Below are 16,096 nucleotides of genomic sequence, written 5' to 3'. Positions count from 1 at the left end.
TCTGGCACGGCCCTTGCGATACGGAGAAGCAACCGGACTGCCCGCCAGGCCGGTCAGGACCACACACACATAAGGATGATGAGATGATTTATACCGCTCCCGGTCAGGCAGGTGCCCTGGTCAGCTTCAAGTCCCGTTACGACAACTTCATCGGTGGCGACTGGGTGGCGCCGCGCGCCGGCCGCTATTTCGAGAACGTCTCGCCGGTGGATGGCCGGGTGTTCTGCGAGGTGGCCAGATCCGACGCCGCCGACATCGAGCTGGCGCTGGATGCCGCCCACAAGGCGTTCGCCAGCTGGAGCAAGACCAGCGTCACCGAGCGCAGCAACCTGCTGCTGCGCATCGCCGATCGCATCGAGCAGAACATCGAGGTGCTCGCCGTCGCCGAGACCTGGGAGAACGGCAAGGCGGTGCGCGAGACCCTGGCCGCCGATCTCCCCCTGGTGGTGGATCACTTCCGCTACTTCGCCGGCTGCATCCGCGCCCAGGAGGGCTCGGCCGCCGAGCTGGATCAGCACACCGTCAGCTACCACTTCAAGGAGCCCATCGGCGTGGTCGGCCAGATCATCCCCTGGAACTTCCCCCTGCTGATGGCCGCCTGGAAGCTGGCCCCGGTACTGGCCGCCGGTTGCTGCAGCGTGCTCAAGCCCGCCGAGCAGACCCCGGTCACCATCATGCTGATGATGGATCTCATCAAGGACATACTGCCCCCCGGCGTGGTCAACGTGGTCAACGGCTTCGGCGCCGAGGCGGGCCAGGCGCTCGCCACCAGCGACCGGATCCAGAAGCTCGCCTTCACCGGTTCGACGGAAGTGGGCGCCCATATACTGCGCTGCGCCGCCGACAAGCTGATCCCCTCCACCGTGGAGCTGGGCGGCAAGTCCCCCAACATCTACTTCGCCGATGTGATGCAGCACGAGAGCAGCTACATCGACAAGGCGGTGGAAGGGATGCTGATGACCTTCTTCAACCAGGGCGAGGTGTGCACCTGCCCCTCCCGCGCCCTGGTGCAGGCGAGCATCTATGACGACTTCATGGACAGGGTGCTGGCCCGCGCCCGCACAATCGTGCAGGGCAACCCGCTCGATACCAATACCCAGGTCGGCGCCCAGGCGTCCCGCGAGCAGTTCGACAAGATCCTGAGCTACATGGAGATAGGTCGCGGCGAGGGGGCCAGGATGCTGATCGGCGGCGGCCCGGCCACTGTGAATGGCCTGGAGGGGGGCTTCTACATCCAGCCCACCATCTTCTCGGGCCAGAACAAGATGCGGGTGTTCCAGGAGGAGATCTTCGGGCCGGCCCTCGGGGTCACCACCTTCAAGGACGAGGCGGATGCACTGGCCATTGCCAACGACACCCAGTACGGGCTGGGGGCGGGCCTCTGGACCCGGGACAGCAACCTGGCCTGGCGCATGGGGCGCGGCATCCAGGCCGGCCGGGTCTGGGTCAACTGCTACCACGCCTACCCGGCCCACGCGGCCTTCGGCGGCTACAAGAAGTCAGGGATAGGCCGCGAGACCCACAAGATGATGCTGGACCACTACCAGAACACCAAGAACCTGCTGGTGAGCCACGACATCAACCCCCTCGGCTTCTTCTAAGCCCATCCCGTGATCCACAAGGGCGCCTGCGGGCGCCCTTTTTCATGCAGCTCAGGCCACGGGTTGGCCCAGCTGCTGGCGATAACGCTGGGGGGCGCATCCCTGTTCCCGCTGGAACATGGCGATGAAGGCCGAGGTGGAGGTGTAGCCCAGACGCCAGGCGATCTCCTGCACCGGCATCTTCCCCCGCAGCCAGTCCAGCGCCTTGACCAGCCGCAGCCGGGTGCGCCACTGGCCGAAGCTCATGCCGAGCTCCTTCTGGCAGCGACGCGCCAGGGTGCGCTCGGTGGTGTGCAGCACCCTGGCCCACTCGGCCAAGGTGCGATTGTCCTCGGGGGCCGCCTGCAGGGCGGCCAGCAACGGTGCCAGCAGGCGGTCGCGACTCTGGGGCAGGTAGCTCGGCTGGCAGCGGGTGCGGGCCAGCTTCTCGATGAAGAGCTCCCCCTGGCGAGCGTCCCACTCGTCTTCCAGATGGCCGACCCGGCGCTGGGTAAAGTCCTCCAGCAGGGCACGCAGCAAGGGAGTCAACGCCAGCAGCTGGGGTTCCCTTGGCAGGCGCGGCGCCAGTGCGTGGCCCACGTAGATGGAGGTGTAGTCCAGGGTCTGCTCGTTGAAGGCGCTGTGGGGCAGGTTGGCCGGCACCCAGATGAGGTAGTCGGCCGGCGCCACCAGCCGCTCTCCCCCGACCTCCACCACCATGACCCCCAGGCTGATGAGGCTGAGCTGGCCCCAGGGGTGGGCGTGCTCGGCGCAGGCGTTGCCCCCCTGGATCTGGCTGTAGCGAAAATAGAGGGGGTTGGGGTCGGCCAGCAGGCGATCCTGCTCGGCCAGGGTGAGGCTGCCCATGAAGATTGTCCCAAAGCGGTTATGACATGTCTTATTTACGCTACTTGCATCGTTCAAGACAAGGCTAGACTCTCCCCATCGTATCAAGGAGTGCCTATGCCCTTTCTCTTTCCCCTGTTCGCCATCCTGATCTGGGCCGCCAATACCGTGGTCTCCAAGGCCGCCGCCGGCGTGCTGGATCCCGCCGCCATCTCCTTCTACCGCTGGGTGATCGCCGCCCTGGCGCTCTCCCCCTTCTGCCTGCCGCAACTGTGGCGCCGCCGGCGCGATCTCCGCCCCTGGCTCGGCAAGCTGCTGGTGCTGGCAGCCCTTGGCATGGTGCTCTACCAGTGCCTGGCCTACTACGCCGCCCACAGCACCTCGGCCACCAACATGGGGGTCATCGGCTCCCTCATCCCGCTGCTGACCCTGCTGCAGAGCGCCCTCTTCTTCGGCCAGCGCCCGGGCAAGCAGGCGCTGCTCGGCATGAGCCTCTCCCTGTTCGGGGTGCTCTGGCTGCTCGGCAAAGGCAACCCTCTCGCCCTGCTGCACGACGGCATCAATCCGGGGGATGGCCTCATGCTGCTCGGCTCCGCCAGCTATGCGCTCTATGGCCTGCTGATCCGCCGCTGGCAACTGCCGTTCGGCCCCTGGCTCAACCTCTATCTGCAGATCCTGCTGGCGGTGCTGCTGCTGATCCCGGTCGCCCTGAGTGCGGACTCCCTGGCGGTGCCTGCCGAAGGCTGGGGTCTGGTGCTGTTCGCCGGGCTCGCCTCCTCCCTGCTGGCGGCCTACTGCTGGATGCGCGGCCTGGCCAGCCTGGGGGCGGAGCGCACCTCTGTGTTCATGAACCTGATGCCCCTGTGCACGGCGCTGATCGCCGTCATCACCCTGGGGGAGCCCATCCACGGCTATCACCTGCTGGGCGGCGGCCTGATCCTGACCGGCGTCATGATCTCCCAGTTCAAGCCAAGGCTTCGCCGCCCTCTGCCCGAAGGGGCATAAGCGTGCGAACGCCGCTCTGGCGAGATGAAAGAAGGGAGCCTCAGGCTCCCTTCTTTCATCTGCGGGTTAGAACGCCCTCAGCTGCTGCGGCGCCAATGGTAGCGGCGCTCGGGGCGGCCGCGCTGGCCGTAGTTGAGATCCACGTCCAGCTTGTCCTCGGACTCCAGAAATTCCAGGTAGCGGCGCGCCGTGGTGCGGCTAAGCGACAACCGCAGCGCCACCGTATCGGTGGAGAAGGCGGTGTCCGGCTCCCCCGCCAGCAGCTCCAGCACCTGGCGCAAGGTGATGGCGTCTATGCCCTTGGGGGTGTCGCGCACCTCCCTCGGCTGAATGCGCCCCTTGCCCATCAGGCGGTCGAGATCGCTCTGCTCCAGCAGGCCGCGCTCGCACAGGCGGCGATGCAGGGTCAGGATCTCGTCCAGGCTCTGCTGGATGCGAAACAGCCGCAGCGGCTTGATGATGTAGTCCTGCACCCCGAGATTCAGGGCCTGCTGTATGGTCTCCACGTCGCAGGAGGCGGTCACCATGACCACCAGCACCTCCCGGTTGTGGCTGCGCAGCCGGTTCACCCACTCCAGGCCCGAGCCGTCTGGCAGGGAGATGTCCACCACCAGCAACTGGGGTTCGGTGGCACGCATCATGAGATCGGCCTGGGCCAGGCTCTCGGCCCGCCCCAGCAGGGAGTAGCCCGGGGTCGAGGAGATAAGCTCGGCCAGGATGGCGCCGATCCGCTCGTCGTCCTCGATAACAAGAGTGAAAATTGGCTTCATGACTCACACCAATTGGTTTTTATTCAAATAGATACCGAACAAGGTCGTCTGTTCGGCGGTGCGGCGCCATTCTATCACACCCCCACGGCGGGCCACCGTCTTCTTGACCAGGAAGAGGCCGACCCCGTGATCCCCGGTCTGGCGGCTGACCCCATAGTCGAACAGGTGATCCGCCAGCGCCTCGTCCACCCCCTCGCCACTGTCCTCCACCTCGATCACCAGCCGACGCCCGAAGTCATCCACCGAGATGAGCACCCGGGGGGCGCACCGCTGGCGGTTCGCCCAGGCGGCCCTGATGCCGTTGTCCAGCAGGTTGCCGATGCAGGTGATGAGATCCGCCGACACCTCGGCCGGGTACTCCCCGAGCGCCGAGCCGGGATCCAGCACCAGCTCGACCCCGAGCTCCCGCGCCCGGCTGAACTTGCCGAGGATGAGGCCGGCCACCGGCTTGTTCTCGATGGAGCGCAGCAGATCCTGCAGCATGGTCTGGCAGGCCTCGTTCTCCTGCTGGATGAGCTCCACCGCCTGATCCACGTGACCGAGCTGCAGCAGGCCGGAGAGGCTGCTCAGCTTGTTGGCAAACTCGTGGGTCTGAATGCGCAGCATCTCGGCATACTGGCGCAGGTGGGTCACCTGCATGCCGAGGCTGCCGGTGCCGTCCGGCCGGCTGAAGATGAGCATGCGCCCCGGCTCGCGGCCGCCGAGCTCCTGCCAGTGGCCGACGAAGGCCTCACCCTGCACGGTGAAGTTCACCCCTCCCTCCTGCTCCAGGGCGGGCAGCAGGCCGGGGGCCAGCTCGGCCAGGGAGTGCCCCAGCAGGGCGTGGCGACCGGTGCCCGGCAGCCGCAACTGGTAGAAGGCCGCGCTGTTGAGCATCTTGATGCGATGGTTGCCATCGAGGGCCACTATCCCCTCCGAGATGCTCTCCAGCACCAGATCCTGCTGGGCGAAGCGGTTGACTATGGTCTCCGGCTCCAGATCCAGCAGGGTGCGCCGCAGCCGGTGCTGCAACCAGAACGCCAGCAGCAGACCGCAGCCCAGCACGGCGCCGATGGCGCTGATGAGCAGGGCGATCCGCTCCAGATAGGTGCCCTCCACCGTGCGCATCAGGTAGCCCACCGCCACCGCGCCTATGGCGCGCCCGTCCGCCCCTATCACAGGCGAGAAGCAGCGGATGGCCGGGCCCAGGGTGCCCGCGTCCCTGGAGCAATAACTGCGCCGCTCGTGGATCGCCGGCCAGATATCCTCGCCACGGAAGGTCGCGCCGACCAGCTCGGGGGAGGGATGGCTCAGGCGGCGGGCATGCTCGTCGGTCACCACCATGTAGGCGGCATCGGTGCGGCTGCAGATCCCCTGCACATAGTCCCGCAGGCCGGGATCCCTGCCCTGCTGCAGGGCCTGCACCACCCGGCCGTCCGCCGCCAGCACCCGGGCCAGATCGCTCCCCTTCTCCTCCAGGTTGCTCTCCAGCAGGTGGCGAATGAAGAGGGCGAGCAGGCCCCCCAGGATCAGGATCAGCAGCAGTGACAGCCCGAGGGAGAGAGTGACCAGTTGGTGGCGCAGTTTCATCGATTCACCTTGCAACGTCAGGAGGCGGACCAATAGTGCGGGCGCCACCAGGTCTGGTCAATGAGCGGCGCGGGATCACCGTCAAAATCCGCCAACCCCTCCTCGCGGGCGGTCAGGGCCACGGCCCTGGCGACGGCGCGGGCCACCTCCCCCACCTCCTCTATGGGGGGCAGCAACCGCCCCTCCGCCAGCGCACAGGCGCCCACCGCCCGCACCGCCGCCTGCAACATGCCATCGCTGATGCGCCGCGCCTTGACCGCGCAGGCCCCGAGGCCAATGCCCGGGAACACATAGACGTTGTTGCACTGGGAGACCACCCGCAGCTCCCCTGCCACCTCGACCGGGGCGAAGGGACTGCCGGTGGCGAGCAGGGCGCGCCCTTCGGTCGCTCGCCACACCTGCTCCGGGGTCGCCTCGGCGCTGCGGGTCGGGTTGGAGAGGGGCAGTATCACAGGGCGCTCACACGCCTCCCCCATGGCCGTCAGCACCGCCTCGTCAAACAGGCCCCCCTGGCCGCTCACCCCGATCAGCACCCCGGGGCGCAACCGGGCGATAAGCTCGGGCAGGGAGGTGCAGGCCTCCTCTGCCGGGCGGGCGAAGGGCTGCTGGGAGGGAGTCAGGTTGGCCCTGTCCAGGCAGACCAGGCCGTCCTGATCGAACAGCTGCACCCGCTGCGGGCTGCCCGCCAGCCGGGCCAGCATGGCGGCGATGCCGCAGCCCGCCGAGCCAGCCCCGACGATGAGCACAGGGGTATCGGCGAGCGTGCTGCCCGCCTGTTGCAAGCCTGCCAGCACGCAGGCGGAGGCGACCGCCGCCGTGCCCTGGATGTCGTCGTTGAACATGGAGAGCTCGTCCCGGTAGCGGGCCAGGAGGTTGGCGGCATGCTTGCCGGCGAAGTCCTCGAACTGCAGCACCACCTGGGGCCAGCGCGTGCGAATGGCCGCCACCACCTTGTCCATGAAGCTGTAGTAGGTCTCGCCGTCGATGCGCGGGGCCTGCCAGCCGAGGTAGGAGTCATCCTCCAGCAGGGCCGGGTTGTTGGTGCCCACGTCCACGCACAGGGGCAGGGTACGGGCCGGGTTGATGCCACCGGCGGCGCTGTAGAGCGCCAGCTTGCCGATGCAGATCCCCATGCCGCCGATGCCGAGATCGCCGAGCCCCAGCACCCGCTCCCCGTCGGAGATGACGATGACGTCCACCTCCTGCTCCACCGCGGCGAAGATGGCGTCCAGCTCGTCCCTGTCGTGCCAGGAGAGGTAGAGACCGTGGCTGCGCAGGTAGAGATCGCTGTGGCGCTGGCAGGCCTCCCCCACCACAGGGGTGTAGATGATGGGCAAGAGCTCCGGCAGGTGGTGGCGCACCAGATCGTAAAACAGCACAGGGTTGTCCTCCTGCAACTGGCGCAGCAGCAGGTGCTGGTCGAAGGGGCTCTGCATGGCCGAGACCAGGCGGTAGATGCGGCGGCGCTGCTGGGAGAGGGACTCCTCCTTGTGGGGCATGCGCCCCATCAGGCCCTGACGCTTGCGTTCGGCATAGGGCAGGCTGGTGCCCATCATGATGTCGTTCATGTCGTTTTCCTGTATCCGGTCGTCACGCGAGCAGAGAGATGAGGGCGGTGGCCAGGATCAGCATCACGGCCCCGCCGAGGCGAGAGGAGATCTGGGCGAAGGGCATCAGCTTCATGCGCTGGGCTGCCGACAGCACGGCCACGTCACCTGTGCCCCCCATGTTGGCCATGCACAGGCCGCCGGTGATGGCCGCCTCTATGGGATAAAAACCTATCATGCGCCCCACCAGGGCCGCCCCCAGGGCGCCGCCCACCACTGTGGTCAGCACCATGATGAAGTAGTTGACCGAGAAGGCGCCGATGAGCTCGGGGATGCTGGTGTAGGCCACCCCTATGCCCACCAGCAGGGAGGGGGTGAGGTTGCTCACCACGAACTGGTACCAGTCGGCGGCCGCCTGCTCATAGCGGCGCGGCAATACACCGCTCACCTTGATGAAGGCGACCGCCAAAATCATCAGGGCGAAGGGGTGCATGGGGATGAAGTTGCCGAGCAAGGAGCCCAGCACGAACATGCTGGAGCTGATGAAGAGGCCGAGCCCCAGACTCTGCAGGGTCGGCGCCTCGGCCTGCTCGTCGGCGACGCTCTGGCTGCTTTCCTTGACCATCAGCTTGCCGTTGCCGGTCAGGGAGGGGTAGCGGCGACCGAGGCGCGCCAGCAGGGAGCCCACCAGTATGGCCAGGGTGTTGGCGATCACCACGGCGGGCACCATGCGCGACAGCAGGTCGGCACTGGACATCTGCAAGGGGCCGGAGAGGATCTCCACCAGCGGCACGGCGCCGGCGCCCATGCCGCCCCCCATGATGGGCAGGCCGATGAGCAGCACCGCATTCTTGAAGCCGTACCCCATCAGGGAGCCGACCAGGCCGACGCTCAGCAGCGCCAGCGCCACGCCTCCCAGGATCACCGGCAGGTAGCGCATGGCGGCGTTTTTCAGCAGGGCGCCGCTCATGCCGAACACCGAGCCGGTCACCAGGCTGGCGATGAAGAAGTTCAAAAAGCCCCCCTCCTTCATGAAGCGGGTGATCACCTCACCCGCCTCGGCCGGCAGTATCCTGTACTCGAACAGGGCGGCGCCGCCGAAGATGGCGAGTATGGTGCCACCCCCCAGGTACTCCCGTATCGGGGGGATCCGCTCGCCCAGCTCGCTCAGCAGGGTGCCGAGCACGAACATCAGCGCCAGGGCGCCGACCATGCCGAGCGGCAATGAGCCGTTCCAGCCGGCGTAGAGGACGCAGGTGGCGAGCCCGAGGAAGATCATCATGGGCATGCCAGCGATCTGCTGGTCGCCCCAGGCGCCCTTCATCTGTACTTCGGAGGTAGAGAGGTTTTTCATTGTTATGCTCCAGCTTGTGGTGTGGCGCCACTCTACGTATCCCCTCCTCTGCTGTCGGTTAGCGGCCCTGCAAAGCCATATAAAAACATTGAAACCTTAAGCACCATTGCCCTCCCCGCGGCCCCGAGACTTAATGTGAGCTGAATCACGCTTTACTTAGCCTGCTAAATAAATATAATGCTTAGCAGGCTAAGTATATGAGGTGTCTGCCATGAAAAAGGATCTGGAGATGTTGCGCGAGCTCTCCCTCGCCGAACGAGTCGGACGATTGCACCGACTGTGGCGCACCGTGGCCGATATCGAGCTGGCCCCCTTGGGGTTGACCCATCCGCGCTGGACCGCGCTCTGGAAGCTGAGTCGCCTCGGCGGCCACCTCAGCCAGAAGACCCTGGCCGAGGCGCTGGAGATAGAGCTGCCCTCCCTGATGCGCACCCTGGGCCAGCTGGAAGAGCAGGGACTGGTGGAGCGTCACTGCTGCAGCCAGGACAAGCGCGCCCGCATCGTCACCCTGACCCCGGCCGGCAAGGCGCTGCTCGACAAGATCGAGGATCGCATCATGGAGATACGCCGGGAGCTGCTCGCCGGCATCAGCCAGCAGGAGCTGGCCCAGTTTGAAGAGATAGTGCACCGGATCTCCGCCAACGCCCTCGGCAAGATCGGTGCCCAGCATGAAGAGAGAGAATAAGATGACCCCGGATCAACAATTCAAGCGCTGGATCAAGTGGGCCATGGCCTGCTTCGTCCTGGTGTTCGGCTACTTCCTGCTGGCCGACATCAAGATGCCCCTCACCCCCCAGGCCATGGCTACCCGGGTCGTCACCAAGATGGCGCCCCAGGTCAGCGGCAAGGTGGTCGAGGTGGCAGTGGTGAACAACCAGCACGTCAAACAGGGGGATCTGCTGTTCGTGCTGGATCCGGCCCCCTTCGAGCTCGCGGTCGAGCAGGCCAGACTCGCCCTGGATCAGGCCGAGCAGCAGAATCGCCAGCTGGATGCGACCCTGAACGCCGCCGCCGCCGACTTCAGCTCGCTGCAGACCCAGACCGCCCAGAAACAACGGGAGGCCGAGCGCATCGATACCCTCTATCGCCGCCACATGGTGTCTGAGCAGCAGAAAGATGACGCCGACAGCGCCGCCCGCACCGCCCGTGCCAACCTGCTTGCCAGCCAGGCCCGCATGGAGCAGGCTCGCGTCAACCGCGGCCTGGCCGGTGACGACAACCTGCTGCTGCGCCAGGCGCGCAACCGCCTCGCCCAGGCCGAGCTGAACCTCACCTACAGCCAGGTCCATGCGAGCCAGGATGGCATCATCACCAATCTGCAGCTCAAGCCGGGCAGCGTGGCCACGGCGGGCGCTCCCCTGCTGGCCCTGGTCTCGGAGCAGGTGGACGTGATCGCCGATTTTCGCGAGAAGAGCCTGCGCCACATCACCCCGGAAAGCCGCGCGCTGGTCGCCTTCGACGGCGAGCCAGGCCGCCTCTATCCGGCCCGGGTCGCCAGCCTGGACGCCGGGGTCAGCGCGGGCCAGTTCGACGCCAACGGCCTTTTGGCCAACCCCATCGAGTCCGACCGCTGGGTGCGGGATGCCCAGCGACTGCGCCTGCACCTGACCCTGGATCAGTTGCCCGCCCATCTGCCGGCCGGGGCCCGCGCCACTGTCCAGCTGCTGCCGGACAACGCCCTGAGCGCGTTCTTTGCCCGCGGCCAGATCCGCCTGCTCAGCCTGCTGCACTACATCTACTGAGATGACGACCATGAACCTGTGGCACAGACCCCTCACCGCCAACGAGCTGCGCCAGTGTCTGCGCATCGCCTTCGGCTGCACCCTGGGGTTTGTACTGTGCAAGATCTTCGGCTGGAGCAACGGGGTCTTCTTCACCGTCACCCCCGTGCTGCTGCTCGGCATGATCCCCGTGATGAACGGCCACGCCGCCCGCCAGCTCATCGCCTCGGCCGCCATGTGCGGGCTGGAGGTCGGCCTGCTGGGCGGCCTGTTCGGCAGTCATCCCGGGCTGATGACCCCCCTCGTCTTCCTGCTGTTCCTCTACCGTTTCGCCGCCATGTCCCGGGGCAGCCTCTTCCTGTTTGGCGCCAACGGCGTGCTCAGCCTCAGCATCATGCTGCACTTTGCCAGCTATCCCGGGACAGATCTGAACGATCTCATCTTCAGCAACCTCTGGGCCAGCGTCCTGTCGGTGCTCATCGCCTACCTGATGACGGCCCTGATCCCGGACGTAGAGCCCCGGCCCGCCCCCGCCCCCTCTCCCAAGGCGCCCCACCGGATGCGCCACGAGGCCCTGCTCGGCGCCAGCATCGCCACCCTGTCGTTCATGGTCTTCCAGCTGTTCGATCTGCGCGACTCCATGTCCGCCCAGGCGACCACACTGCTGGTGCTCTTCCCCATGCACTGGGACGGGGCCCTGAGCTACGCTCGCAAGCGCGCCATGGGCACCCTGCTGGGAGTGAGTTTCGGCATCCTGGGGCAGCTGGTGCTCTACGACTGGTCAGGTCTGCTCCTGCTGGTCACCCCCCTGCTCTGGCTCGGGGCCATGCTGTTCAGCCATGCCCATGTGAAGGAGGCGAGCGGCTCCGGGGTCGGCTTCGGCGCTCTCACCACCCTCGGCATCCTGTTTGGCCAGTACCTGACCCCGGGCAACGATCTGGTGTTCAGCGCCCTCTACCGGGTGAGCAGCATCCTCTTTGCCATCGTCGCCACCCTGCTGGCCTGCTACCTCATTCACCGTCTGCTCAACCGTTTCGAGGCGACCCGTTTCGGTTATTGATCCCCTTTCCAATGGCCAAGGATGTGCTGTCTTTCGCCCCGCAACCCTGCGGGGCGTTTTTTTGCCCGCCGGTTGCACAGGGGACGGACGCATCCCGACGCACGGCCCCCACCATGAGGTTGCACTCATCCTCCAGCCTGTTAGGCTCAACTCCATATGACACCGACAAAGGATGCGACATGAAACACGCCAAGCTCTTTCTACTGGGGATGGGGGGTATGATCCTGCTCGGCGGCTGCGATCTGGGGGCCGGCAAGCTGGGGGTGACAGGGGGCGATCCCGTCACCTATCTGTGCGAGCAGAACCAGAAGGTGCAGGTGCGCTACTTCTCCCTCTCGGACGAGAGCCTGAACTTCGTCAAGCTCGCCCTGCCCGATGGCAAGGATTACACCCTGCCCCAGGCGGTCTCCGCCTCCGGCGCCCGCTACACCGACGATCACGAGGTGGTCTGGTGGAACAAGGGGAAGGAAGGCTTCGTGGAGATGCGCGATGACGCCGGGGAGTGGCAGAGCCGCTACAACGACTGCAAGGAGCAATAAGCCCCGCAGGCAACAGCGCCCCCGCAGTGACAAAGACCCCGGCCAAGGCCGGGGTCTTTGTCATCTCACTTCGACGTCATATCGGACCACAACCCGTACCGGGATGGCTTGCGGATTCTGCTCGGACACCCGATAACGCACCTGCGCCAGCCCTGAGATGGCGATGAGATCCAGCACGCCGGGGGGCTCGGACTCCAGCACCTCGGGACTGAACAGATCGCCATTGGAATCGATGAGGTAGCGAAGGGTCACGCAGCCCTTCACCGGCCTCTCTTTGGGCAGTCCACCGACCGGATTGAAGTCGCCTATCTGCCCCACCTGAACCCAGTATCTGGGCAGATCTTCCCAGACGATATCCACCGGAGGCTGATTCAGCTTCGCGGTGGGGCTGGCGCAGCCCCCCAGCATCAGGGCGACCCCCAGCAGCACTAGCTTCAAACCCATTCAACTCTCCTTGTCCTGTGACCGCTCGGCTCCTTGAACGGCCAGCCAGTGTCAGACAGTGAGGCTCATTCGGGAAGTCCCCATCTGGCGAGGCACTCTCGCGGGCAATAAAAAGGCCAACCCTGGGGTTGGCCTTGTTCGCACGGGGATGACTCAGGCGCGCTTGTCGCTGACCACCAACCAGAGCGCGTGGACCATGCCGGGCAGGCCGCCGAGCAGGGTCAGCACTATGTTGATGAAGAAGTGCAGGCTGAGCCCCACCTGGATAAAGGCACAGACCGGCGGCAGAAAGATGGCCAGCAGGATCTTGAGCAAATTGTTCATCTCATGGTTCCTCATGAAAGATGTCATGTGATTCGGATGGGCTAACCATAAACAGCCTTGCCCACAACTGCAAACCACAGCGAACAGCTTTCGCGCCTTTCTCGCCCGGGATTGAGCCCGGGTTCAGCTGACAGTGGCTGGCGCGCACCTAGCCCCCGGGAAGCGCAATGATCAGGCCAGTAGCTGGCAAGGGATCCGGCTCTTATGCTCTCGCTCCCGCCAGGCGTTGAGGTCGTGGATGATCTGGTTGCTGCTATTGTCACCCCAGTAGCTGGCAGGGGATCCGGCTCTTATGCTCTCGCTCCCGCCAGGCATCGAGATCGCGGATGATCTGGTTGCTGCTATTGTCACCCCAGTAGCTGGCAGGGGATCCGGCTCTTATGCTCCCGCTCCCGCCAGGCCTTGAGGTCGTGAATGATCTGGTTGCTGCTGCCGCGCCAGAGCAGGCCGGGGTCCGCCAGCCCTTTTTCGAACTTGCCGTCCACCAGCACATCCAGCAGGGCGACCAGCTCGCACTGGGCCGGGCTAAGCTCGCTTAAGCGATAACCGGTCCAGCACCAGATGTCCTTGCCGGGGCACTCTGCCCGCACCCGTCTCACCAGCGCCAGCACCTGGGGCAGGTTGGCGGGGTGGAGCGGATCGCCGCCCGAGAGCGACAGACCTCGCCGCTTGATGCGTGAATCCTTGAGATCCCTGATGACGCGATCGCTCATCGCCTCATCGAACGGCTTGCCGCCATCGAGACGCCAGGTGCTCTGGTTGTAGCAGCCCGGGCACTGGTGCTCGCAGCCCGAGACGAACAGGGTGGCCCGGGTACCTGGGCCGTTCACCACATCGACCGGGTAGTATTGGTGGTAGTGCATCTTCTCTCTTGCTCAACAATGGCTGTCACTTATCCCGGCCTCGGGTTGGAGTGGTCTCCCCCTCATCCCCAGCCCTTCTCCCGCAAGGGGAGAAGGGAGCAGTTCGGCGCCAACAGCTCCTCGATCGGTCCCCTCTCCCCCCTGGGAGAGGGTTAGGGGAGCCGGCTTGCCCCTTGTTAAGGGGAGGCTGGGATCCGCTCTGGACTCACATATGCTTGACCCGGCGCTTCACCTCTTCCTGCTTGCCCGCATTGAAGGGGCGCGCATCCGGGCTGCCGAGGTAGCCGCACACCCGGCGGGTCACCGACACCTTGGCGGGGTCGTGGTTGCCGCAGCGCGGGCAGGTGAAGCCCTTGGAGGTGCACTCGAACTCGCCGGTGAAGCCGCAGTCGTAGCACTCGTCTATGGGGGTGTTGGTGCCGTAGTAGGGCACCTTGTCATAGCTGTAGTCCCAGACGTTCTCGAGCGCCTCCAGGTTGTGCTGGATGTTGGGGTACTCGCCGTAGCAGATGAAGCCGCCGCTGGCGATGGGCGGATAGGGCGCCTCGAAGTCCAGCTTGTCGTAAGGGTTCACCTGCTTCTCCACGTCGAGGTGGAAGCTGTTGGTGTAGTAGCCCTTGTCGGTTACGCCTGCCACCACACCGAACTCCTTGGCGTCGATGCGGCAGAAGCGGGTGCAGAGATTCTCGCTCGGGGTGGAGTAGAGGCTGAAGCCGTAGCCTGTCTCCTCCTTCCACTCGTCGGTGGCCGCCTTGAGCCGCGCTATGATGGCGATGGCCTTCTGGCGCAGGGTGTCGCTGTCGAACAGATGGACATCGGTGCCGAACAGGGCGTTGATGGTCTCGTGCACCCCGATGTAGCCGAGCGAGATGGAGGCGCGGCCATGTTTGAAGATCTCGCTGACGTTGTCGTCGGCCTTGAGGCGCACGCCGCAGGCCCCCTCCATGTAGAGGATGGGGGCGACCCGCGCCTTGACGCCATCCAGTCGCTTGATGCGGTACATGAGCGCCGTCTTGGCCACCCGCAGTGCCGCATCCAGCTTGTCCCAGAAATCCGCCTCGTCACGGGATTTGAGCGCGATGCGCGGCAGGTTGAGGCTCACCACCCCTATGTTGTTGCGCCCTTCATGAATGAGCTCGCCATTCTCCTCGTAGGCACCGAGGAAGGAGCGGCAGCCCATGGGGGTCTTGAAGGAGCCGGTCACCTTCACCACCTGGTCATGGTTGAGGATGTCCGGATACATCCGCTTGGAGGCACACTCCAGCGCCAGCTGCTTGATGTCGTAGTTGGGATCTCCCAACTTGTGGTTGAGGCCATCCTTGATGGCGAACACCAGTTTCGGGAAGACGGCGGTCTTCTTGTTCTTGCCCAGGCCGGCGATGCGGTTGCCGAGGATGGCGCGCTGGATGAGGCGCGACTCCCAGCTGTCGCCGAGGCCGAAGCCGAAGGTGACAAACGGCGTCTGACCGTTGGCGGTGTGCAGGGTGTTGACCTCGTACTCCAGGGACTGGAAGGCGTCGTAGCACTCCTTCTCGGTGCGGGCCATGGCGTAGGCGTCCACGTCGCTGATGCCCCACTCCTCGGCCACTTCCCGGTGTTTCTGCCAGCTGATGGTCACATAGGGAGCCAGCACCTCGTCGATGCGGTTGATGGTGGTGCCGCCATAGATGTGGCTCGCCACCTGGGCGATGATCTGGGCGGTCACGGCGGTGGCCGTGCTGATGGATTTGGGGGTGTCTATCTCCGCATTGCCCATCTTGAAGCCGTGGGTCAGCATCCCCTGCAGATCGATCAGCATGCAGTTGAACATGGGGAAGAAGGGGGAGTAGTCGAGATCGTGGAAGTGCAGATCGCCGCTCTCGTGGGCCTGCACCACCTCGCGGGGCAGCATGTGGCTGATGGCGTAGTGCTTGGCGACTATGCCCGCCAGCAGGTCGCGCTGGGTCGGGATCACCTTGGAGTCCTTGTTGGCGTTCTCGTTGAGCAGAGCCGCGTTGGTCTGCTCCACCAGGCCACGGATCTCCTGGGCCAGCCGGCCGCGGGCCTCGCGGGCCTGATCCCGGTCGTGACGGTACTCGATGTAGGCGCGGGCGATGGCCTTGTCGTCGGACGCCATCAGATGGTTCTCGACCCGGTTCTGGATCTCGTGGATATCCACCTCGCCCCGCCCTTCCAGCTCCTGGCTGACCGCGCCTGAGATGCGCAGTGCCAGCGCCGGATTGGCCTGATTGACCGCTTCCGCCGCCCGGCTCACCGCCTCGGCGATCAGCTGGCCATTGAATGGTGCGCGACATCCATCACGTTTGATCACTACCGGTTTCATCGATTTTCCCCGCATTAAAGGCCTGGCAGCCACCCTGGGCTCACCCTTGTTGAGTCCCCTTCTCCACACCCTATCCCCGGCGCACATGCATTCAGCCGGGGCCTGAGAGGCCCGGGCTGACGCTGAGAGGGAGACGACTTATGCACAGCTT

General features: G+C 65.4%; 15 protein-coding genes. 6 read left to right on the top strand and 9 right to left on the bottom strand.

Going from position 1 to position 16,096, the window contains the following annotated elements; genetic code table 11:
- The first annotated feature begins 83 nt into the window (after positions 1–83).
- On the top strand, positions 84–1,601 hold the full coding sequence (gene exaC, locus AC3WR3_RS11255) for an acetaldehyde dehydrogenase ExaC (RefSeq protein WP_265436850.1): 1,518 nt from the start codon (positions 84–86) through the stop codon (positions 1,599–1,601).
- A gap of 51 nt (positions 1,602–1,652) precedes the next feature.
- Here the strand turns inward: exaC and AC3WR3_RS11250 are convergent, their stop codons facing one another.
- Positions 1,653–2,447: an AraC family transcriptional regulator gene (locus AC3WR3_RS11250; RefSeq protein WP_492291886.1), complete on the bottom strand. Its 795-nt coding sequence runs from the start codon at positions 2,445–2,447 to the stop codon at positions 1,653–1,655.
- A gap of 96 nt (positions 2,448–2,543) precedes the next feature.
- Here AC3WR3_RS11250 and AC3WR3_RS11245 point away from each other — a divergent pair, with 96 nt between their 5' ends.
- Positions 2,544–3,431 carry a DMT family transporter gene (locus AC3WR3_RS11245; protein ID WP_492291885.1) on the top strand — a complete coding sequence of 296 codons (888 nt, stop codon included), beginning with the start codon at positions 2,544–2,546 and terminating at the stop codon, positions 3,429–3,431.
- A 77-nt stretch (positions 3,432–3,508) separates the two neighbouring features.
- Here AC3WR3_RS11245 and AC3WR3_RS11240 read toward each other — a convergent pair whose 3' ends face one another.
- From AC3WR3_RS11240 to AC3WR3_RS11225, 4 genes are read right to left on the bottom strand one after another with little or no spacing between them, the layout of a single operon-like run.
- Positions 3,509–4,201 carry a response regulator gene (locus tag AC3WR3_RS11240; protein WP_005324712.1) on the bottom strand — a complete coding sequence of 231 codons (693 nt, stop codon included), beginning with the start codon at positions 4,199–4,201 and terminating at the stop codon, positions 3,509–3,511.
- 3 nt (positions 4,202–4,204) lie between these two features.
- Positions 4,205–5,770, bottom strand: coding sequence for an ATP-binding protein (locus tag AC3WR3_RS11235; protein WP_492291884.1), 1,566 nt, complete (start codon positions 5,768–5,770; stop codon positions 4,205–4,207).
- A 17-nt stretch (positions 5,771–5,787) separates the two neighbouring features.
- Positions 5,788–7,338 (bottom strand): NAD-dependent malic enzyme, encoded by a 1,551-nt coding sequence (locus AC3WR3_RS11230; RefSeq protein ID WP_492291883.1) that lies wholly within the window; start codon positions 7,336–7,338, stop codon positions 5,788–5,790.
- Between the two features lie 22 nt (positions 7,339–7,360).
- Positions 7,361–8,671: a 2-hydroxycarboxylate transporter family protein gene (locus AC3WR3_RS11225; protein ID WP_319917195.1), complete on the bottom strand. Its 1,311-nt coding sequence runs from the start codon at positions 8,669–8,671 to the stop codon at positions 7,361–7,363.
- 211 nt (positions 8,672–8,882) lie between these two features.
- On the opposite strand from AC3WR3_RS11225, the gene slyA reads away from it, so the two are divergent.
- The 4 genes from slyA to AC3WR3_RS11205 all read left to right on the top strand — a co-directional run bounded on the left by slyA (position 8,883) and on the right by AC3WR3_RS11205 (position 11,991).
- Positions 8,883–9,356, top strand: coding sequence for a transcriptional regulator SlyA (slyA, locus tag AC3WR3_RS11220; protein WP_139438144.1), 474 nt, complete (start codon positions 8,883–8,885; stop codon positions 9,354–9,356).
- Position 9,357: 1 nt separating this feature from the next.
- Positions 9,358–10,413, top strand: coding sequence for an HlyD family secretion protein (locus AC3WR3_RS11215; protein ID WP_202047145.1), 1,056 nt, complete (start codon positions 9,358–9,360; stop codon positions 10,411–10,413).
- Between the two features lie 10 nt (positions 10,414–10,423).
- On the top strand, positions 10,424–11,452 hold the full coding sequence (locus AC3WR3_RS11210; protein WP_492291882.1) for a DUF2955 domain-containing protein: 1,029 nt from the start codon (positions 10,424–10,426) through the stop codon (positions 11,450–11,452).
- Between the two features lie 179 nt (positions 11,453–11,631).
- The gene (locus tag AC3WR3_RS11205; protein WP_139436481.1) at positions 11,632–11,991 is read left to right on the top strand and encodes an MliC family protein; all 360 of its coding nucleotides are present in this window, start codon (positions 11,632–11,634) and stop codon (positions 11,989–11,991) included.
- Positions 11,992–12,051: 60 nt separating this feature from the next.
- Here AC3WR3_RS11205 and AC3WR3_RS11200 read toward each other — a convergent pair whose 3' ends face one another.
- The 4 genes from AC3WR3_RS11200 to nrdD all read right to left on the bottom strand — a co-directional run bounded on the left by AC3WR3_RS11200 (position 12,052) and on the right by nrdD (position 15,945).
- Positions 12,052–12,435: an energy transducer TonB gene (locus tag AC3WR3_RS11200; protein WP_139436483.1), complete on the bottom strand. Its 384-nt coding sequence runs from the start codon at positions 12,433–12,435 to the stop codon at positions 12,052–12,054.
- Positions 12,436–12,588: 153 nt separating this feature from the next.
- The gene (locus AC3WR3_RS11195; RefSeq protein WP_025327864.1) at positions 12,589–12,759 is read right to left on the bottom strand and encodes a YqaE/Pmp3 family membrane protein; all 171 of its coding nucleotides are present in this window, start codon (positions 12,757–12,759) and stop codon (positions 12,589–12,591) included.
- A gap of 347 nt (positions 12,760–13,106) precedes the next feature.
- Complete coding sequence (gene nrdG / locus AC3WR3_RS11190) at positions 13,107–13,622, bottom strand: anaerobic ribonucleoside-triphosphate reductase-activating protein (protein WP_492291881.1); 516 nt, start codon at positions 13,620–13,622, stop codon at positions 13,107–13,109.
- Between the two features lie 205 nt (positions 13,623–13,827).
- Positions 13,828–15,945 (bottom strand): anaerobic ribonucleoside-triphosphate reductase, encoded by a 2,118-nt coding sequence (nrdD, locus tag AC3WR3_RS11185; protein ID WP_492291880.1) that lies wholly within the window; start codon positions 15,943–15,945, stop codon positions 13,828–13,830.
- Positions 15,946–16,096: the final 151 nt, after the last annotated feature.

The organism is Aeromonas sp. EU05-FHT14A05, assembly GCF_058791175.1.
This window is presented reverse-complemented; position numbering and strand designations above follow the sequence as displayed.